Raw genomic sequence first — 19375 nt, 5'->3', positions numbered from 1 at the left:
GTCATAGGCGGGGGTTCTGCGGGGATAGCCACGGCTGCTTCCATGTTGCGGAGGCGATCGGATCTCGACATCGCCATCGTCGAGCCCTCCGACTTCCATGCCTACCAACCCGGTTGGACCATGGTCGGCGGGGGCGTCTTCAAGCCGGAACAGACACGACGTTCGACTGCGAGCGTGCTGCCGAAGGGTGTGAACTGGATCAAGGCGCGCGCCGCGTCCTTCCAGCCCGAAAACAACCTCGTTAAACTCGAGGACGGCACCGAAATCGTCTACGATGTCCTGATCATGGCGCCGGGCATTCGTCTCGCCTGGGAAAAGATCGAAGGCCTTGAGGCTACTCTCGGAAAGAACGGCGTCACGTCCAACTATCGCTACGACCTGGCTCCCTACACGTGGGAACTGGTGCAGCGTATGAAGTCGGGCAGGGCGCTCTTCACGCAGCCGCCCATGCCGATCAAATGCGCAGGCGCGCCGCAAAAGGCGATGTACCTGTCCTGCGACCATTGGAGCCGCAGCGGCAACCTTGGCGATATCGAAGTCGAGTTCTGCAACGCAGGCGGCGTGCTGTTCGGCGTGCAGGACTATGTCCCTGCGCTGATGAGCTATGTCGAGAAATACGACATCGCTCTCAAGCTCGGCAACAATCTGGTCGCCGTGGACGGACCCGGCCAAGTGGCGACCTTTGCCACTGAGGATGGCGAGGTTACCCGCCAATTCGACATGATGCATGTCGTTCCGCCGCAGGTCGCGCCGCAGTTCGTGGCGGACAGTCCGCTGGCGGCAGAAAGCGGGTTTGTAGATGTCGACCAGCACACCCTGCAGCATGTGCGCTATCCCAATGTCTTCGGACTGGGGGACGGTTGTTCTGCCCCCAATGCCAAGACTGCCGCCGCCGCCCGCAAGCAGGCACCCGTGGTGGCTGTGAACGCCCTGCGACAGCTGGACGGCAAGGGTCCGACCGCCGGATATGACGGCTATGGATCGTGCCCGCTTACGGTCGAACGCGGCAAGATCGTGCTGGCCGAATTCGGCTACGGCGGGAAGCTCGCCCCCAGCTTCCCGACATGGCTGATCGACGGCACCAAGCCGCAGCGCCTGTCCTGGATGCTCAAGGCAGACGTCTTGCCGTGGATCTACTGGAACGGCATGCTCAAGGGGCGTGAATGGCTTGCCGGACCCGGCGGGCTGATCGCCCAATAACGAGGGACCTGCTTGATGCTCTCGCGTTACCTGCCGATCCTCGAATGGGGTCGGACATATAACCGGTCGATCCTGACCAATGACCTGATGGCCGCGGTTATCGTGACCATCATGCTTATTCCGCAGAGCCTCGCCTATGCCTTGCTGGCGGGATTGCCGCCGGTGGTCGGGCTTTATGCGTCCATTCTGCCGCTTGTTCTCTATGCCATTTTCGGCACAAGCCGGACCTTGGCGGTGGGGCCGGTCGCAGTCGTCTCGCTTATGACGGCGAGCGCGGCGGGCGCTGTGGCCGCACAAGGCACAGCGGAATATCTCGAGGCGGCGATCACACTGGCGATGCTGTCCGGTGTCATGCTGGCCATTCTCGGTCTGCTGCGCGCAGGTTTCCTGGCGAACCTGCTGTCGCACCCGGTCATCAGCGGCTTTATCACCGCCAGCGGCATCCTGATCGCAACCAGCCAGCTGAAGCACATCCTCGGCATTACCGCCGGCGGCGACAACTGGCCAAGCATGCTCGGTTCGCTGGCGAGTTCGATCACTGAAACCAATCCCTGGACGCTTGCCATCGGCATCCCGGCGACGATCTTCCTGTTCTGGGTCCGCAAGGGCGCCAAACCCGCGCTACAGCGACTTGGCCTTCCTGCGCGCGCCGCCGACATGACGGCCAAGGCCGGGCCGGTCGTCGCGGTGGCGCTGACGATCATGGCCGCGATCGTGCTCGACCTTGGCGACAAGGGTGTAAAGCTCGTGGGCGCGATCCCGCAGGGCCTGCCACCGTTCGCTCTGCCGTCGACCGACCTGTCGCTTATCCAGCAATTGTGGGTCCCGGCGTTGCTCATTTCGATTATCGGCTTCGTGGAGAGCGTGTCCGTGGCCCAGACGCTGGCCGCCAAGCGCCGCCAACGCATCGAGCCGGACCAGGAGCTGATCGGGCTGGGTGCTGCCAACATCGCCAGTGCTTTTTCGGGGGGCTATCCGGTGACCGGCGGCTTTGCCCGCTCGGCAGTGAATTTCGATGCCGGGGCGGAGACGCCTGCTGCCGGAGCCTTCACCGCCGTCGGGATCGCGCTGGCGACGCTGTTCCTTACGCCGCTGCTATTCAGCTTGCCGATTGCCACCTTGGCCGCAACCATCATCGTCGCGGTGCTGAGCCTCGTCGACATGAAGACGCCGGGGCAGCTGTGGCGCTATTCCAAGGCCGATTTTGCCGCGCATGTCGCGACCATCGCCGTCACCTTGATCGCCGGGGTCGAACTTGGCGTCATTACGGGCGTAGCGGTCGGCCTCCTGCTCTATCTCTACCGTGCCAGCCGTCCGCACGCGGCCATTGTCGGGCGCGTGCCGGAGACCGAACACTTCCGCAATGTCGAGCGGCATTCCGTCTTCACCGTCCCGCATGTCCTCTCGATCCGCATCGACGAGGCGTTGACCTATCTCAACGCGCGCTGGCTGGAAGAATATGTGCTTGAGCGTGTCGCGGAGCGGCCCGCGCTCAGACACGTGATCCTGATGTGCAGCGCCGTGAACGAGATCGACGCTTCCGGCCTCGAAAGTCTCGAAGCGATCAACCATCGCCTCGGTGACGGCGGGATCGGCCTGCATCTGTCCGAGGTGAAGGGCCCCGTCATGGACCGGCTGAAGCGCACGCATTTTCTCGATGAATTGAACGGCAAGGTCTTCCTCTCTCAGGACCGAGCCTTCGCCGAAGTCTCGAAAGACAATGGCGAACCGCCGCCTCCGGTGGATCACTATCTCGCCCGCGGAATGATCTGATTGTTGCGCCCAAGGCAAGTTACGTTGTGTTTGTTCGACTGCTCCCGTCGCCCCGAATGATGTAAGGCCGTTTCATGCTCGACTTTCTCGATGCTCTGATGCTTGCGCGCATCCAGTTCGCCTTCACGGTGAGTTTCCATTTCTTCTTCCCGGCGTTTTCGATCGGGCTGGCAAGTTACCTGATGGTGCTCGAAGGCCTGTGGCTGAAAACCGGGCGGCAGATCTATCTCGACCTGTTCAAATACTGGCTCAAGATATTCGCCATCGCCTTTGCGATGGGCGTCGTCTCGGGGATCGTGATGAGTTACCAGTTCGGCACGAACTGGTCGGTCTTCTCCGATGTGGCCGGGCCCGTGATCGGACCGCTCATGGCTTACGAGGTGCTGACGGCATTCTTCCTCGAAGCGGGCTTCCTCGGTGTCATGCTGTTCGGCATGAACAAGGTCGGCAAGAAGCTGCATTTCGCAGCGACCTGCATGGTGGCGCTCGGCACTTTCGTGTCGGCCTTCTGGATCCTGTCGGTGAACAGCTGGATGCAGACGCCGACGGGTTACGAGATCGCTGCCAATGGACAGTTCCTGCCCGGGCCGAGCTGGTGGGACATCGTGTTCAATCCCAGCTTCCCGTACCGCTTGGTGCACACGGTCATGGCCGCTTACCTGACGACGGCCTTCGTCGTGGGCGGGGTCGGCGCATGGCACCTGCTCAAGGACAGCACCAATCTGCACGCGCGAAAGATGTTCTCGATGGCGATGTGGATGGCGGCCATCGTGACCCCGCTGCAGATATTCGCGGGCGACATGCACGGCCTCAACACGCTAGAGCACCAGCCGCAGAAAGTGATGGCGATGGAAGGGCACTTCGAAAGCCATCCTGATGGCGCGCCGCTGATCCTGTTCGGCATTCCCGATAGCGAGGCCAAGACGGTCCGCTACGCGATCCAGATTCCCAAATTGTCCTCGCTGATCCTGAAGCACGATCTCGATGCACCGATGGCAGGGCTGGATACGATCCCGGACAATGAAGAACCGCCGGTGGGCGTGGTGTTCTGGTCCTTCCGCGTAATGGTAGGGATCGGTTTCGCCATGCTGGGGATCGGTATTTGGAGCCTGTTCGCGAGGTGGCGCCGCAAGCTTTATGATTGGACCTGGTTGCACCGGGCAGCGCTCGTCATGGCACCATCCGGCTTCGCGGCCGTGCTGGCAGGGTGGATCACCACCGAGGTCGGGCGGCAGCCTTATGTGATCTACGGATTGCTGCGCACCGCCGATGCCGCAAGCCCGCTGGACGCACCGGCTGTGGCGGCATCGCTGCTGGCCTTCATCCTGGTCTATTTCGCCGTCTTCGGCGTTGGCGTCTGGTATATCCTGCGCCTGATGGGCAAGGTTCCACACGTGGGCGAAGCGGGTGTCAAACGCGGTGATACCGGGCCGATCCGCACCGCCGGTATCACTCCGGGCCCGACCCAGAACCCGGGCCATGCCGACCCGCTTCCTGCCGACAAGGAGGACGTGTGATGGACCTGACCGTCATGTGGGCGTTTATCATCGCCTTCGCCGTCTTCGCCTATGTGGTCATGGACGGGTTCGACCTCGGCATCGGCATCCTGTTCCCGACCCTGAAGGTAGGGCAGGGCCGGGACCGGGCGATGAACTCCATCGCTCCGGTATGGGACGGTAACGAGACATGGCTGGTGCTCGGCGGGGGCGGCCTCTTCGCCGCCTTCCCGCTGGCCTATGCAGTCGTCTTGCCTGCGACCTATCCGCTCATCATTGCTATGCTGCTCGGCCTCGTGTTTCGCGGAGTCGCCTTCGAGTACCGCTGGCGCGATCCGGCACACCGGCCGTTCTGGGATGCAGCGTTCTTCGGCGGATCGCTGGTGGCCGCGATGGCGCAGGGCATGACGCTCGGTGCGCTGTTGCAAGGTGTCGAAGTGGTCGACCGGGCCTATGCCGGGAGCTGGTTCGACTGGCTGACGCCATACACCCTGTTGTGCGGACTGGGCGTGGTCGCAGGCTATGCACTGCTCGGTAGCACGTGGTTGATCTGGAAGCTCGATGGCGGCGCGCAAAAGCATGCCCGCTGGCTCGCGCTTCGTGCCGCAATCGCCACGATCGTTCTGATGGGGGCTGTCAGTCTCTACAACATCTTCCTCAACGCCGAATATGCCGAACGCTGGCTGACCGCGCCGGAAATCTACTTTGTCGCGCCGGTGCCGATCGTCACGGCAATCATCGCGGTTTCGATGCTGCGAGCGATCGGCACGGACCGGAACAGCAAGCCGTTCTGGCTCTCCATCGCGCTATTCCTGTTCGGGATGCTGGGACTGGGCGTGACCATGTGGCCCTATGTCGTGCCGCCGGGCCTCACCATCTGGGACGCCGCGGCGCCAGAGCGGAGCCAGATCTTCATGCTCGTCGGTGTCGCGATCACCATGCCACTGATCATCGCCTATACCGCATGGGCCTATTGGGTCTTCCGTGGCAAGGTATCGGACGAGGGCTACCACTGATGGCGGATCCTACCGATCCGCAGTCGCCGCTGTGGAAACGGCTGGCCTGGATGGCGGCGATCTGGCTGGCCAGCGTCGCGATCCTTGGCGCGGTGGCGATGGTGATCCGCTTCTGGCTGAAGGTCTGAGCTGCCCCGGCTGCGCATGGAGCCGAGGCAGTACTCAATTTCTTTCCGCGCTTATTTGCCGAGGCTGGCCCGCGCCTTCGTGAAAACTTCCACCGCGTGGTCGATGTCGTCGCGCGTAATCGCAGAGGACATCTGCGTGCGGATACGGGCCTTGCCCTTCGGAACGACGGGGAACGAGAAGGCGGTCACGTAGATCCCGTTGGCGCGGGCATGGGCGGCGAAATCGGCCGCATCCTTCGCATCGTAGAGCATGATCGGGATGATCGGGTGCTCGCCCGGCAGGATGTCGAACCCTTCCGCTTCCAGTTTCTCGCGGAAATAGCGGGTGTTCTCCCACAGCTTTGCGCGCTGTTCGCCGCGGCGGGCGAGTTCGAGCGCCTTGATCGAACCTGCAACCACGGGCGGCGCGACCGAGTTCGAGAACAGGTACGGACGCGAACGCTGGCGCAGCATCGATACTATCTCCGGACGGGCGCTGGTGTAGCCGCCGCTCGCTCCGCCCAGCGCCTTGCCGAGCGTGCCGGTGGTGATGTCCACCCGGTCCATGCAATTGCGATATTCATGCGTGCCGCGGCCATTCTCGCCAAGGAAACCGGTGGCGTGACAATCGTCGAAATGGACCAGCGCATCGTACTTCTCGGCAAGATCGCAAATCTCGTCGAGGCGGGCGATGAAGCCGTCCATGGAAAATACGCCGTCGGTCGTGATCAGCTTGAACCTGGCACCGGCGGCATCGGCTTCCTTCAGCCGCTCTTCCAGCTCGCCCATGTCGTTATTGGCATAGCGATAGCGCTGCGTCTTGCACAGGCGCACACCGTCGATGATGCTGGCGTGATTGAGCGCATCGGAAATGACCGCATCCTCGGCCGTAAGCAGCGTTTCGAACAAGCCCGCATTGGCATCGAAGCAGGACGGATAGAGGATCGTCTCGTCGAAGCCGACGAAATCGGAAATGCTCCGTTCCAGCTCCTTGTGGATGTCCTGCGTGCCGCAGATAAAGCGCACCGAGGCCATGCCGAAACCGTGGGTGTCGAGCCCTTCGCGCGATGCCGCGCGGATTTCCTCGTTATCGGCGAGGCCGAGGTAATTGTTCGCGCACAGGTTCACGACCTTGCGCGATCCGAGGTCGACGGTTCCGCTTTGCGGCGAGGTGATTTCCTGTTCGGACTTGAACAGGCCCTGTTCCTCGATGCTCTCCAGTTCCTGGGCGAGATGTTCGTAAAAGCGCTGGCTCATCGTATTTCCTCAGTTATCCCAGTTCAGCACGACCTTGCAGGCCTCGCCCGAGGCCATGGCGGCGAAGCCTTCCTCGAAACGGTCTACCGGCAGCCGGTGGGTGATGATCGGCGAAAGGTCGAGGCCCGACTGGATGAACACCGACATCTTGTACCAGGTCTCGAAAATCTCGCGGCCATAGACGCCCTTGAGCGTCAGCATGTTGAAGATGACCTTGTCCATGTCGACCTTCGGCGCTTCCGAAGGCAGGCCGAGGATCGCGACCTTGCCGCCATGTGCCATGTTGTCGATCAGCGAGGCGAAACCCGCCGGCGATCCCGACATTTCAAGGCCGACGTCGAAGCCCTCCGTCATGCCGAGTTCTTTTTGCACATCCTCGATCGTCCGCTTGGTGGGATTGACGGTGGTGGTCGCGCCCATCTTCAGGGCAAGGGCCAGGCGGTCTTCGTTGAGGTCGCTGACGACTACGTGGCGCGCGCCTGCGTGACGGCAGACGGCGGCGGCCATGATGCCGATGGGGCCGGCTCCGACAACCAGTACGTCTTCACCCAGGACGTCGAACTGCAGCGCGGTGTGCACGGCATTGCCGAAGGGGTCGAAGATCGATGCGACGTCGAGATCGATGCCCTGCTGGTGAACCCACAGGTTCGCTGCGGGAAGGACGAGATATTCGGCAAAGGCACCGGGGCGGTTCACGCCGATCCCCTGGCTGTCGGCACATACGTGACGGCGACCGGCCATGCAGTTGCGGCACCGTCCGCAAACGACGTGCCCTTCGCCTGAAACGATCTGGCCGATCTCGAAACCGGAAACATTGTCGCCGAATTCCACGATCTCGCCGACGAATTCGTGACCGACCGTCATGGGCACGGGGATCGTGCGCTGGGCCCATTCGTCCCAGTTCCAGATGTGCATATCGGTGCCGCAGATAGCCGTCCTGCGAATCTTCACCTTCACGTCGTTCGAGCCGACCTCGGGCTCGGGCACGTCCTGGAGCCAGAGCCCCTTTTCCGCCTTCGCCTTGACCAATGCCTTCACAAACCGTCTCCGTCACTATATCAGAATGGCGCCTCTATACTGGAAAAGCACATCGGCGCAATAAGGGTCCCAGCATGTCGGATAATGCCATCAGCCAGGAATTCGGTCGTCGTGTGGGGGTGATGCGACGCACGCACAAGATCACTCTCGACCAACTGGCCGAACGCTCGGGTGTAAGCCGTTCGATGCTCTCCCAGATCGAGCGCGGGAAGGCCAATCCGACCCTCGCCGTGGCGGCGCGGATCGCGGACGCTTTCGGCCTGTCGATCGTGCATCTGATCGAAGAGGAAATCCGCCCGTCGCTGGTCGAAGTCGTCGACGCGGACGACGAGCAGGCCCTGTTCAGCGAGAAGAACGGTTGCCGCCTGCGCACGCTGACCCCGCTGCACATGGAAAAGAACGTCGAGTTTTACGAACTTACCTTTGCGCCTGGGGGTGAATTGGACAGCGATGCGCATTTCGCCGGAACCCGCGAGATGTTGAGCGTGGCCAAGGGCTCTGTCGAGGTCGCAGTCGGGGTCGAACCGCCCACCGCGCTCGGGCAGGGCGATACCGCGCATTACCCCGCCGATCGCAAGCACAAGATCGCCAATCGGGGCGGCGAAGACGCGGCCTGCTACCTTGTCGTGTCCTACGCCTGATAGGCAGGCGCAGCCTCCGTCACAGGACTGCCGGAACCAGCCAGACCGCGACTATCGAAACCAGGATTATCGCCACGATATTGAGCCATAGCCCTGCGCGCATCATGTCCTTGATCGCGACGTCGCCGCTACTGAAGACGATCGCATTGGGAGGCGTGGCAACGGGCAGCATGTAGGCGCAGCTTGCCGCGATGGTGACCGGGACTACCAGGATCAGGGGGTCGATCCCCAGCTCGATCGCCAGCGCCGCAACTACCGGCAACAGCGTCGCGGTCGTCGCAACATTGCTGGTCAGCTCGGTCAGGAATATCACCAGTGTGGTCAGTGCAATCACGAGCAGGATGTGGTTGATCTCTCCCAATGGGGCGAGCTGTTGGCCCATCCATAGCGTGAGGCCGGTGGAGGACAGCGCCGCCGCAAGAGAGAGGCCCCCGCCAAACAGGATCAGGACGCCCCAGGGCAAACGTTTGGTGTCTTCCCATGTGACGAGCGCGTGGCGATCGACGCCGCTCGGGACCAGGAATGCGAGCAGGGCCACCGTCATCGCAATACCCGCGTCGGTCACCCCCTCTATGCCGAGCAGGGAAGACATCGGCTTGCGCATGATCCAGCCGAAAACCAGCAGCGCGAAAAGGGCGGCCGTGCGTTTTTCGGCAACTGTCATCTTTCCGAGCGCGTCGTGGCGTCGATCCATTTCCGCTATCGTCTCCGCAGAAGACACGAAGTCGACCGGAAACAGGAAGCGAGTAAGCAGCAGCCAGCCGATCGGAAGCAGGATTACCGACACCGGCACGCCGATCATCATCCATTGGGCGAAAGGTATCTCCACCTGGTATTCGCTCTGGAGGAAACCGGCCATGAAGGCATTTGGCGGAGTGCCCACCAGCGTGGCGACACCCCCGATCGAGGCGCCGTAAGCGAGGCCGAGGAGCAGGGCGAGCGTGAAGTCGCGTTTACCCTTTTCGCTCAGGCCCGGCGACGTCTCGCCAACGACCAGCGCCAGCGAGACGGCGATCGGGAACAGCATCAGAGTGGTCGAGGTGTTCGAAATCCACATGCTGAGGAGGGCGGCAGCCAGCATGAAGCCCGCGACGAGCCCTTTCCCGGTACTGCCGAGGTGGCGGAAGATCGCCAGCGCAAGCCGCCTGTGTAGCTGACTACGCTCGACCGCGAGAGCGACGAGAAAGCCCCCCAGAAACAGGTAGATGATCGGATTGGCATAGGGAGCAGCAGCCTCGTCGACCGTTGCAATGCCGGCAAGCGGGAAAGCAATAATCGGGATGAGCGCGGTCACCGGAAGCGGCACTCCTTCGGTGGCCCACCAGATCGCCATCAGCACGCCTATTGCCGCTGCGATTTCTGCGGGACGTTCCAATTCATCCGGACTGAAGCCGAAGAAGAAGACCGCGAAGCCTGCCAGGCCTGCGATAAGACCGATCGGATTGAATCCTCTCGGCTGGTCGCCGCTGCCGGCGGGATTATTCTGTGTCATTCGTGGTCCGTCCGAAGAAGCTGGATACGGTATCCTGCGCAACTTCCTGCAGGAACAGCGCATCTTCCGCGCTCACCGAGCCGAAATAGGTGTAAGTGTTTCCGACCGGAGATTGTCCATAGAGTGTGGCGAACACCGTCGCGGCCGCAAGATAGGTGCCAAGCATGCTCGGGTGCGAGGAATCGAACGGCTTGTGCAGGACGATATCGGGCCGTCGGCGGAGAGCTTCCTCGAACGCCAGTCCGACCGGGATGACCAGGGCGTCGAGGCGGTTGGCAGTGTCGATATAGAGTCGGGCGGTCTGCGCCGTCATCTTCGGCGAGTATCGCCGGTGTTCGGGTGCATAGGCAGGTGTCATGTAGAGGACCGGCTGTGCGCCTGCTGCGCGGATCGTCGCAGCGTGCTTCGTGGCTGCATTCGTAAAACGGGTCCTGCTTGCTTCGCTCAGCGCCGCGGAACTGATCCCCTGCAGGATTACCAGCTCGAAGGGATCATCGACCCTCAAATTGGTGTGGTCGACCAGGTGCGCAACGGCATGGTCCTGCAGTGCAGCGCCGCCGATGGTTGCCGATTTGTACGAAGGCTCGGCGCTGCCAAGGACTCCGGATGCGACAACCATTCTCTGGACGTGATTGTGCAGGCTGTCGTTGTAATAGAAGTAGCTGTTGCCGACGAAGAGAATGGTCTGCGGGGCCGCCTGATCGAGCTGCCGGATTTCGGGCGCCGGCAGAGTTTCCGCGGCGGATTGCGCCGCAAGAGGGCTGCAAGCGCTGGCGACCGGCATCGATACCGCCGCGAACAGCACCAACAAGCCTGCGCGCAATGAAGTCATCCCATCCCCCCTCTGCGGTGCCTTTCAAATCGGCCCGTGACGGGTGATGCAGCTTGCCCGGACAATCTGCAAGCCATGTCGACGTGCGCGATCGAAAACGCGCTTGCCAATCGCTTCGAAGCGTAGCCAATAGATCGCATGCGCCTGCGCCAGATCGAAATCTTCTACCACGTGTATCGCACCGGCTCGATCAGCGCTGCGGCTCGCGACCTGAACGTGTCCCAGCCGTCGGTGAGCAAGGTACTCAGTCACGCGGAAGATCGGCTGGGGTTCGCCTTGTTCATGAGGCGCAAGGGCCGCCTCATCCCCACCGCTGCGGCCGACGAATTGTTCATCGAGGCGGAAGATATCTACGCCCGCTTGTCGACGTTCAATCGTTCGCTGGAGAATATCCGGAGCAGGAAAGGCGGCCACCTGAGGCTGGGTGTCCTGCCATCGCTCAGCCTGTCCGTCGGACCCGAACTGGTCGCGCGGATGCGTGAAGACGATCCCGACCTAAGTTTCGAGCTGACAACCCTGCATTCGGTCGAGATCGAAGCTGCGCTGCGGGAAAAACGCGTCGATATGTGCATCGGCTTCGAACCGGTCGATGATCCGCGTCTCCTCAACCATCGTGTCGGCGATGGACGGATGGTGATCGTTTCCGGCGAGCCTCTCGCGGGATCGCGTTCAGACATAAGCGAGCAGGTCCTGCATGAAGCCGAGATGATCGGTATCAGCGAAAGCGGACCGCTGGGCGTGATGATAAGGCAGCAATTGGAAGACCGGGGGATCATGCCTCGCGAGGTCGCCATGGCGCATACCTATCATGTCGCTTTGTCGCTGGTCCGCAAACAGGTCGGGCTGGCGCTGATCGACCAGTTCACCGCCTATTCCCATCTCGGCGCAGGACTACAGCGTTATCGACTGGACGATTTCCCGGGCTACTCGATCTACGCGATCACGCTGGCAGACCATCCTGACGAGGCCAAAGTCTCTCCGGCAGTCGATGCCCTTCGCGATGTCGTCGCCATAATCGGAGACGGAATAGAAAGCCTGCAGCCCAAAGAGCCATAACCTTTCGCTATACCTGCCCTGTGAGAAATTAACTGAAAGGAATTGCCGTTGCGGCGAAATTCCGTCAGTTCTGCCTCGGGACGCTCAGTGGGGAGAGGTTTTATGAAGTTTGGTGGCAAGATTTCGTCGGCGCTTTTCTGCGGTACGGCTCTGGCGCTGGTGGCGGCGCAGCCTGCTTTGGCGCAGTCGGCGGAAGACGAGGGCGATGGTACCGATGTCGCCGCCGAAGATGCAGACGCAAGCGACGAGAACCTGATCGTCGTGACCGGCACCCAGATCCGCGGTGCGCAGGTCGACGACGTTTTACCTGTCACGGTAGTGGGTGAAGAACTCATCGACGCGATCGACCCTGCTTCCGGCGACGAACTCTTCCGTGCCATCCCCCAGGCAGGCAGTGTCGAATTCAACGAGCAGAACACGACCGGCGGCGTCAACGGCGCCCGCGGCGATATCGCGTCGATCAACCTGCGCGGCCTTGGCACTGGCAATACCCTGTTGCTGATCAACGGTCGCCGGATGGTGCTGAACCCGGGCTTCCAGACCGAGCTGTTCGTACCCGTCGTATCACCCGACACCAACACCATCGTGCCCGGTAGCATTCGCCGGGTAGAGGTGCTGCGTGACGGTGCCTCGGCCGTATATGGTGCCGATGCCGTGGCAGGCGTGGTGAACACCATCCTGCGGGGCAATCGCACCGGCGGCTTCATCCAGGGCAACTGGCGTGCATCGGAAGGCACAAGCCTTTACAGCTATTCGCTGCGTGGCGGCTACGGGTTCGATTTCGCGGATGGCCGCGCCAATCTGACCCTCAACGGATACTACTTCCACGAGAACGGCCTGCGCGCGACGGCACGCGACTATTCGGCGTCGAGCGATCTGCGGCCCTTCCTGGTGGGCACTCCCTTCGAAGGCGATACTCAGTTCGACAATAGCTCGATCAACTCTCCCTTCGGCGCCTTCGACATCCAGGGCTCGCGCGCCACATCGTCCAACACCACCGCCCTGCGCGACGACGACTTCCATATCCAGCCATGCATCAACTTCGGCCCCAATGGCGCCGCTGACAGCGATGGCCGCGTCATCGATCTCGGCAATGGCCTGTGCGCCGACAATGGCGGCACGATCGACCGCAACCTGAGGCACGACCTGGGCGCCAATCGCTTCCTGTTTTCCGAAAAGGACCGTTACGCTGCGCAGGCGCTGTTCAGCTACGAGATCAGCCCCTCGGTAGAAGCTTATCTCGAGGGCTCCTACTACCGCTCGGAATCCTTCCGCGAGCGCGAGCAGAGCACAATGCTGAGCGCTGTCCCGCTTGGTGTCGAGGCGAGCGCCTACTGGAACCCGCTCGGACCTACCCTGCTGGCGGACGGCTCGCCCAATCCCAATCGGGCTGACAATGGCCTTGGATCGGGTGTTACCGACGAAGGGCGAGCGCTCCTGATGGAGGATTATCGCTTCATCGATGCAGGGCCGCGGCGCGGCTATGTCGACAAGGACACCTATCGCATCGTGGTGGGCCTGCGCGGCGATCTGTGGGGCTGGGATTTCGACACCGGCTTCCTCTATTCGCAAGCGAACACGACCGACCTCACCGAAAACCGCATCTCCAGCAGCCTAGCCCAGGCTGCGATCAATCGCACCGATCCGACGGCATACAACCCCTTCAATGGCGGCTGCTTCCCCGGCGAACTCGGTGCGAATGTTGCCGACTGCACACCCAATCCGCAGTCGGTCATAGATTCGATCACGGTCGATGTCTTCCGCAAGGGCGAGACCACGCTCGCGCTGGCCGACTTCAAGGTTTCGAAGGCGAACATCTTCGAACTGCCTGCAGGCGGTGTCGGTATTGCGACCGGCGTGGAATTCCGCCGCGAAACCTTCAAGGACGACCGCGATCCACGCCTCGACGGGACGATTACCTTCACCAACGCCGTGAACGGCGACTTCTTCGGCAGCGACGTCCTCGGCTCAAGTCCGTCGCCCGACACCAGCGGCAGCCGCGAGGTTTATTCGGCATTTGCCGAGGCTTTGATCCCGGTCGTGTCGCCGGACATGAACATTCCGCTGATCAACGAACTGGAAGTCCAGCTGGCAGCCCGCTTCGAGGATTTCTCGGACTCCACAAGCGCCTTCGTGCCGAGAGCCGCGGTGGCATGGCGCCCGTTCTCCGACCTGTTGCTGCGCGGCGCCTATTCGCAAGGCTTCCGCGCGCCGAACCTCATCCAGATCAATGACGAGGGAACGACGCGTTCGAACTCGGTTGTCCGCGCGGTCGAGTGCGTGGCCGAAATCATCAAGGGCGACGAGGACGATGTGCCCGATTGCGGCACCGTCGGCACGATCGACTTCCGCACAGGTGCAGGAACCCTGGAGCCGGAAGAAACAGAGAGCATCAACCTGGGCGCCGTCTTCGAGCCAAGCTTCATTCCGGGGCTGACGCTGACTGCCGACTACTGGCGCGTGAAGCAGGATGGCATCATCGGCATCTTCGGCAACCGCAATGCGCTCTTGCTCGACCTGGTCTTGCGCCTTCAGGGCAGCTTCAACCCGAACGTCGTTCGCGACGACCCGGATGCCGGGCAGATCGCTCTGTACGAGGGGACCGGCATCCTTGCGGCAGGCGATGTCCAGCAGATCCTCAACCCGTATCGCAACCTCGATCAGCGGACATCGGAAGGCCTGGACTTCGGCTTGTTCTACGAGTTCGGGACCGGCTTCGGTGACTTCGACATCCAGGTCAACGCAGCGCGCCTGCTCGGCTTCGAACAGGAAGCGGGGCCAGAAGCAGAGCCGCTGTTCACGCAGCTGACACCGCTGCTCGAGGCTATTCCCGAGCTGTCGATCGCCGACGTTGCGGCGCTCCAGCCGGAAGGCTTCGGCGAGCTGCTGGAAATCGATGGCCGCCCGAAGTGGCGCTATTCCGGATCGATCACCTGGGAAGACGGTCCGGTCAGAGTGAACCTGTTCGGTCGCTATGTCGGGCGGGTTTTCGACTCCAGTGCGCAAAACGACGCGACGGCGGAATTCTTCGAAGTCGACGACTGGTTCACCGTGAACGCGTCGATCAGCTACGAGATCGAGGCCGACAACGCTCTCGACGGGACTCGCCTGCGCTTCGGCATCAACAACATCACCAACGAAGCGCCGCCGATTGCCGACGAAAGCTACGGGTTCTATGGAAGCTTGCACAGCGCGAGGGGACGCCAGTTCTCCATCGATCTGCGTAAGGAATTCTGAAACCGGTCTTTCGGGAGAAATCGATGAAACGCGAATTAGGCGTCTGCGTCGCCGGCGCGGCATGGCTTTCCAGCTGTACCGCGCCGGGACCGGTATCCGGCGACGTCATGCCGGAAGCACTCAATGTCGCCGAAGCGCGCTGTAGCGACGGAGCAGTGGCGATCGACACCGCGTTCGATGCGGGGGCGCTGGCATCTTGCTCCATCGGTGACGAGGGCCGCATCGCGATCACCCTGTCGCCCGAAGATGCCCCGCCGATCAATTGCAGTCCGTGGTATGCGTTTCGCCTGCACAGCAACGCCCCGCGCGTGGTCGCTGTCGATCTCACGTACACGGCCTGCGGCCACCGCTACGAGCCGAAGGTGAGCTACGACGGGGAGGACTGGACCTATCTCGATCCTGCCAGTGTCGAGGTACTGGAGGTCGACGGGACGAAGATGGCGCGCCTGTCGATCCGCACGGATGGACGGCCCTTGTTCGTCGCTGCACAGGAAATCGTTGCGCCTGCGACCTACGACGCCTGGCTCGACGGCCTGGAAGAAGTCGGAGCGGTGGAGCGCGAACGGCTGGGCTCGTCCGCCGAAGGGCGCGCGATCGAGATCGTTCGTATCGGCAATCCGGCAGCGCGGGAGCAGGTCGTGCTGGTCGGACGCCAGCATCCGCCCGAAGTAACCGGCGCGCTGGCGATGTTTCCTTTCATCGAGACCTTGCTGGAGGATACGGACCTGGCACGCAGGTTTCGCCAGCGCTTTCGCGTCTCTGCGGTGCCGCTCCTGAACCCCGACGGCGTTGTAAAAGGGCATTGGCGGCACAATACCGGCAGCGTCGACCTCAATCGCGATTGGGGACCTTTCACCCAGCCGGAAACAAGGCTCATGCGCGATCTCCTGGCCGATATCGCGAACGCCCCTGCCCGGGACCTCCGCCTGTTGCTCGATTTCCATTCTACCGGTCGCGACGTATTCTACACGATCCCCGACGAGCTGGAGACCGATCCGCCGCTGTTTACCCGCAACTGGCTGGCCCGGTACCAGGACCGCATGAACGGTTACGAGGTCTACCGGGATGCGCGCCACGAGGTGGGACGCCCGATCTCCAAGGCCTACGCTTTCGACACCTATGGCGTCCCTGCGGTGACGTTCGAGCTTGGTGACGAGACCGACAGGACATTGATCCGCCGCATCGGGCGCGAAGCGGCCATCGCCATGATGGAAGAGCTTCTCGCGACCGAGCAGCCATGAGGCTTGGCAATGGCGTCCTGCTGGCCGGTGTCGTCGTGCTGGCGGGATGCCAATCCTATCCGGACGAGGGCCGGCTTGTGCCCGCGGACCTGCTCATATCGGGCGGAACGGTATACGATGGATCCGGCAGCCCGGCGACTTCCGATGACCTGGTAATCGCCGATGGCCGGATAGCCTATGTAGGCGCCAATGCCCGGTTGAGGTATATTCCCGCGCGTGAGATCGATGCGACCGGCCTCGTGGTCGCGCCCGGCTTTATCGACCCGCACACGCATGCCGGAGGCGATCTAGCTTCCGGCGATGCCGAGCGTCGCGCGAACCTTCCGTTCGTTTTCCAGGGAGTTACGACGGTCGTCGTGGGTAACGATGGCGGTGGAAGCCCGGACATCGCCGACGAGGCAAGCGCCGCCTCGGCACAAGGCATCGGCACCAATGTGGCCTATCTCGCCGGCTTCGGTCCGATCCGGGAAGAGGTTCTCGGCAAAGAGGATCGCGCCCCCGACGAAGCAGAGCTGGCTGCCATGAAGGCCCGGTTGCGCGGTGCTATGTGCGAAGGGGCGTGGGGCTTTTCGACGGGTCTATATTATGTACCCCAAGCTTATTCCGACACGGCGGAAGTGGCAGCGCTGGCATCTGTGGCAAGCGCGCATGGCGGCTATTACGACACGCACATGCGCGACGAGAGCACCTACAACGTCTCTGTGACGGGCGCTCTCGAAGAAACGCTTAGCATCGCAAATGTAGCCGATATCCCTGTTCATATAGCCCACATCAAGGCGCTTGGACCGGCTGTGTGGGGCCACAGCGCGAAAATGATCGAGGCGATCGAAGAAGCGCAGGCCAACGGCCTCAAGGTGACGGCCGACCAGTATCCGTGGGAAGCATCCGGCACCCGGATCAGCGCAGCGCTAGTTCCGCGCACCGCGCTCGAAGGTGGTCTCGACGCCTTGCGGCAGCGGCTGGCCGATCCCGCCACGCGGGCTGCGATCAGGGACGCAATGGTCGAGGCGATTGCGCGCAGGGGCGGGGCGGAGAAGCTCCTGATTACCGGGCGGCTGGGCGAAGCAAGTGTCGAGCCGGGCCGGACACTGGCAGACCATGCCAATGCTATCGGGATCGATCCGGTGGACGCGGCAATCGCAATCCTTCTCGAAGGCGATGCGCGGCTTGCTTCCTTCAACATGAGCAAGGCTGACATCGCGGCATTTTCAGTGCGTGACTGGGTAGTCACCGGCTCTGACGGGTCGAGCGGACATCCGCGCAAATACGGCAGCTTTCCCAAGGCTTATCGCGACCTCGTGCTGGACGAGCCGAAAATGGACCTCGCCCGGTTTATCGAGCGCAGCAGTGGGCAGACCGCGCGGCTGATCGGGCTGGAGGATCGCGGTTTCATCGCGCTAGGCATGGCCGCCGACATCGTCATTTTCGATCCGGCGCAATTCGCGCCCCGAGCCACCTATCAGGCGCCGCGCGAATTATCGGTCGGTGTGCGCCACCTGCTTGTCAACGGCGAGCCGGTCATCGCCGACGGGAACTACACCGGCAGCCTGCCCGGAAAACCGTTACTCAAGCGCGCCGACTGCGATTAACACCGCTCTTCAGGTGTGCCCCCGGGTGAGCCGATCATCCGGCCGAGCCGCTGCGAAGATCCCATCGCCAAAGTCCAGCCCAGCATCCCGTGCCCGACGTTGACGGCGAGCGAGGGCGAAAGCCTTCCGATGACCGGCAGCGAATTGGGCGTCATCGGCCTGATGCCAGCCCACCCGTCATCGCTGCGCTCGTAATCGAGGGCATCGGGAAAGATCGCCTGGGCGCGGCGCTTCATTGGCTCCAGGCGGATGGGATCGACTTCGCCTGATGCCTCTCCCAGTTCGGCCAGGCCTGCGACCAGCATGCTGTCGCCGAGATTGGTGAAGACCATGCGGTTGGCGTTCTCGGTAATCGAGATTCGCGGCGCGCTGGGTCCGACGGGGGCGGTAAAGGAGTAGCCTTTCATCGGGGCCAGCGGCTGGTGGTAACCGAGCGGAGCAAGGAGGCGGTTCGCCTCGTGTCCCGCCGCCACCACCACCAGTTCTGACGGGATCGCTTCCCCGCTCGCTAGGTATACGACGCTTTCCGAGTGACCGCTATCGATCCGGACGACTTCGCTCTCGCTCCGGAACGAGACGCCATATTCGCGTGTGATCGCGCCAAGCAGTTGCGTGCAGAATTCGGCGCAATCGGCCGTCTGGTCCTCGGGCGAATGGATCGCTCCGGCAAGCGGTCCGGCAAATGCGGCAAGCGCGGGTTCGAGCTCGATCGCCTCGGCGCTCGAAAGAATGCTCTGTCGCTGCCCGGATTGAGAGGTCAGACGCAGAGTGCGCTCTGCATCCCTCCGGGCCTTTTCGTCGGGCAGGAGGACGAGTTTCCCGGCATTGCGAAGGCGGAAGGACAGAGCGTGTTCTTCGAGCAGCCGGTCCATGGCACGGCGCGATTCTCCTGCAAGGAGACTGCAAGCTACCGTGTTGCGTACAAAGGCGGACCGACGGCATTGGGACAGGAACTGGACAAGCCAGCGCGCAAAGGCGGCGTCGGGTCTGAGCGACAGGCGAAACGCAGGGTCCAGACCCAGCGCCAGTCCCGGCAGTTTGGAAAGCAGGCGCGGCGAGGCGAGGGCGGCGGTGTGCGAATAGCTGAGCTGGCGGCCGTTTCCCTTCGATGCGCCGCCGGCAATGCACGGCCCTGCATCGATGATTTCGACCCGCCAGCCGCGCCTTGCCAGTGCATATGCGCTCGTGACGCCGATAACGCCGGCTCCGACAATAATAGCAGTCCCGCTCGAGCCCATGGAGGGTATCCTGCCCCTCCCGCGCTTGCGGCGCCAATACGCGTCGTGATCTTGGACATAGCCTCTATCTATGCCCCTGCCTGCAAGGGGGGCGCGTTAGGGGGCGGCGGATACAGCTTGCTGCCTCGCAACCAATTCAAGTCATGAAAGGGTTCTCCTGAA

15 protein-coding genes are annotated in these 19375 nt (G+C 62.5%); 10 read left to right on the top strand and 5 right to left on the bottom strand.

Translation table 11 applies throughout. The features are described 5' to 3' along the window. Positions 1-42: 42 nt before the first annotated feature. The 5 genes from CVE41_RS05815 (at position 43) to CVE41_RS05795 (ending at position 5613) form a co-directional block, all read left to right on the top strand. Complete coding sequence (locus CVE41_RS05815) at positions 43-1200, top strand: NAD(P)/FAD-dependent oxidoreductase (RefSeq protein ID WP_232725805.1); 1158 nt, start codon at positions 43-45, stop codon at positions 1198-1200. A gap of 15 nt (positions 1201-1215) precedes the next feature. Then, positions 1216-2973 carry a SulP family inorganic anion transporter gene (locus CVE41_RS05810; RefSeq protein WP_198507735.1) on the top strand — a complete coding sequence of 586 codons (1758 nt, stop codon included), beginning with the start codon at positions 1216-1218 and terminating at the stop codon, positions 2971-2973. 74 nt (positions 2974-3047) lie between these two features. Then, a complete protein-coding gene (locus CVE41_RS05805; protein WP_100259810.1) occupies positions 3048-4490 on the top strand; it encodes a cytochrome ubiquinol oxidase subunit I in 1443 nt (480 codons plus the stop codon). Continuing rightward, positions 4490-5485, top strand: a complete 996-nt coding sequence (gene cydB / locus CVE41_RS05800) for a cytochrome d ubiquinol oxidase subunit II (protein WP_100259809.1) — start codon at positions 4490-4492, stop codon at positions 5483-5485. Before CVE41_RS05805 ends, cydB begins: the two co-directional genes overlap by 1 nt. Next, positions 5485-5613, top strand: a complete 129-nt coding sequence (locus tag CVE41_RS05795) for a DUF2474 domain-containing protein (RefSeq protein WP_100259808.1) — start codon at positions 5485-5487, stop codon at positions 5611-5613. Before cydB ends, CVE41_RS05795 begins: the two co-directional genes overlap by 1 nt. Positions 5614-5664: 51 nt before the next feature. Here the strand turns inward: CVE41_RS05795 and CVE41_RS05790 are convergent, their stop codons facing one another. Next, positions 5665-6849: a glycine C-acetyltransferase gene (locus tag CVE41_RS05790; protein WP_100259807.1), complete on the bottom strand. Its 1185-nt coding sequence runs from the start codon at positions 6847-6849 to the stop codon at positions 5665-5667. A 9-nt stretch (positions 6850-6858) separates the two neighbouring features. After that, on the bottom strand, positions 6859-7887 hold the full coding sequence (tdh, locus tag CVE41_RS05785) for an L-threonine 3-dehydrogenase (protein ID WP_100259806.1): 1029 nt from the start codon (positions 7885-7887) through the stop codon (positions 6859-6861). A gap of 74 nt (positions 7888-7961) precedes the next feature. Here tdh and CVE41_RS05780 point away from each other — a divergent pair, with 74 nt between their 5' ends. Next, positions 7962-8528 (top strand): helix-turn-helix domain-containing protein, encoded by a 567-nt coding sequence (locus CVE41_RS05780; RefSeq protein ID WP_100259805.1) that lies wholly within the window; start codon positions 7962-7964, stop codon positions 8526-8528. Positions 8529-8547: 19 nt separating this feature from the next. Here CVE41_RS05780 and CVE41_RS05775 read toward each other — a convergent pair whose 3' ends face one another. After that, a complete protein-coding gene (locus CVE41_RS05775; RefSeq protein WP_100259804.1) occupies positions 8548-10020 on the bottom strand; it encodes an SLC13 family permease in 1473 nt (490 codons plus the stop codon). Continuing rightward, positions 10007-10852, bottom strand: a complete 846-nt coding sequence (locus CVE41_RS05770) for a DUF4886 domain-containing protein (protein ID WP_100259803.1) — start codon at positions 10850-10852, stop codon at positions 10007-10009. Before CVE41_RS05770 ends, CVE41_RS05775 begins: the two co-directional genes overlap by 14 nt. A 138-nt stretch (positions 10853-10990) precedes the next feature. On the opposite strand from CVE41_RS05770, the gene CVE41_RS05765 reads away from it, so the two are divergent. The 4 genes from CVE41_RS05765 to CVE41_RS05750 all read left to right on the top strand — a co-directional run bounded on the left by CVE41_RS05765 (position 10991) and on the right by CVE41_RS05750 (position 17975). Next, positions 10991-11908 (top strand): LysR family transcriptional regulator, encoded by a 918-nt coding sequence (locus CVE41_RS05765; protein WP_100259802.1) that lies wholly within the window; start codon positions 10991-10993, stop codon positions 11906-11908. Positions 11909-12010: 102 nt separating this feature from the next. Then, entirely contained in the window at positions 12011-15145 is a 3135-nt protein-coding gene (locus tag CVE41_RS05760; RefSeq protein ID WP_100259801.1) for a TonB-dependent receptor domain-containing protein, read from the top strand. A gap of 23 nt (positions 15146-15168) precedes the next feature. Beyond that, positions 15169-16386: a M14 family metallopeptidase gene (locus tag CVE41_RS05755; protein WP_100259800.1), complete on the top strand. Its 1218-nt coding sequence runs from the start codon at positions 15169-15171 to the stop codon at positions 16384-16386. Beyond that, positions 16383-17975, top strand: coding sequence for an N-acyl-D-amino-acid deacylase family protein (locus CVE41_RS05750; RefSeq protein ID WP_100259799.1), 1593 nt, complete (start codon positions 16383-16385; stop codon positions 17973-17975). Before CVE41_RS05755 ends, CVE41_RS05750 begins: the two co-directional genes overlap by 4 nt. Here CVE41_RS05750 and CVE41_RS05745 read toward each other — a convergent pair. Beyond that, positions 17972-19213, bottom strand: coding sequence for an FAD-dependent oxidoreductase (locus CVE41_RS05745; RefSeq protein ID WP_100259798.1), 1242 nt, complete (start codon positions 19211-19213; stop codon positions 17972-17974). The genes CVE41_RS05750 and CVE41_RS05745 overlap by 4 nt on opposite strands. Positions 19214-19375: the final 162 nt, after the last annotated feature.

Source organism: Qipengyuania seohaensis, from assembly GCF_002795865.1.
Classification (GTDB): Bacteria; Pseudomonadota; Alphaproteobacteria; order Sphingomonadales; family Sphingomonadaceae; genus Qipengyuania; species Qipengyuania seohaensis.
This window is presented reverse-complemented; position numbering and strand designations above follow the sequence as displayed.

Excerpts from the sequence above, each read along its gene's own strand:
- CVE41_RS05745 (WP_100259798.1), bottom strand. The coding sequence starts at position 19,213 with ATGGGCTCGAGCGGGACTGCTATTATTGTCGGAGCCGGCGTTATCGGC.
- CVE41_RS05815 (WP_232725805.1), top strand. The coding sequence starts at position 43 with ATGTTGCGGAGGCGATCGGATCTCGACATCGCCATCGTCGAGCCCTCC.
- CVE41_RS05765 (WP_100259802.1), top strand. The coding sequence starts at position 10,991 with ATGCGCCTGCGCCAGATCGAAATCTTCTACCACGTGTATCGCACCGGC.
- cydB (WP_100259809.1), top strand. The coding sequence starts at position 4,490 with ATGGACCTGACCGTCATGTGGGCGTTTATCATCGCCTTCGCCGTCTTC.
- CVE41_RS05810 (WP_198507735.1), top strand. The coding sequence starts at position 1,216 with ATGCTCTCGCGTTACCTGCCGATCCTCGAATGGGGTCGGACATATAAC.
- CVE41_RS05755 (WP_100259800.1), top strand. The coding sequence starts at position 15,169 with ATGAAACGCGAATTAGGCGTCTGCGTCGCCGGCGCGGCATGGCTTTCC.
- CVE41_RS05795 (WP_100259808.1), top strand. The coding sequence starts at position 5,485 with ATGGCGGATCCTACCGATCCGCAGTCGCCGCTGTGGAAACGGCTGGCC.
- CVE41_RS05790 (WP_100259807.1), bottom strand. The coding sequence starts at position 6,849 with ATGAGCCAGCGCTTTTACGAACATCTCGCCCAGGAACTGGAGAGCATC.
- CVE41_RS05770 (WP_100259803.1), bottom strand. The coding sequence starts at position 10,852 with ATGACTTCATTGCGCGCAGGCTTGTTGGTGCTGTTCGCGGCGGTATCG.
- CVE41_RS05775 (WP_100259804.1), bottom strand. The coding sequence starts at position 10,020 with ATGACACAGAATAATCCCGCCGGCAGCGGCGACCAGCCGAGAGGATTC.
- CVE41_RS05805 (WP_100259810.1), top strand. The coding sequence starts at position 3,048 with ATGCTCGACTTTCTCGATGCTCTGATGCTTGCGCGCATCCAGTTCGCC.
- CVE41_RS05780 (WP_100259805.1), top strand. The coding sequence starts at position 7,962 with ATGTCGGATAATGCCATCAGCCAGGAATTCGGTCGTCGTGTGGGGGTG.
- CVE41_RS05760 (WP_100259801.1), top strand. The coding sequence starts at position 12,011 with ATGAAGTTTGGTGGCAAGATTTCGTCGGCGCTTTTCTGCGGTACGGCT.
- CVE41_RS05750 (WP_100259799.1), top strand. The coding sequence starts at position 16,383 with ATGAGGCTTGGCAATGGCGTCCTGCTGGCCGGTGTCGTCGTGCTGGCG.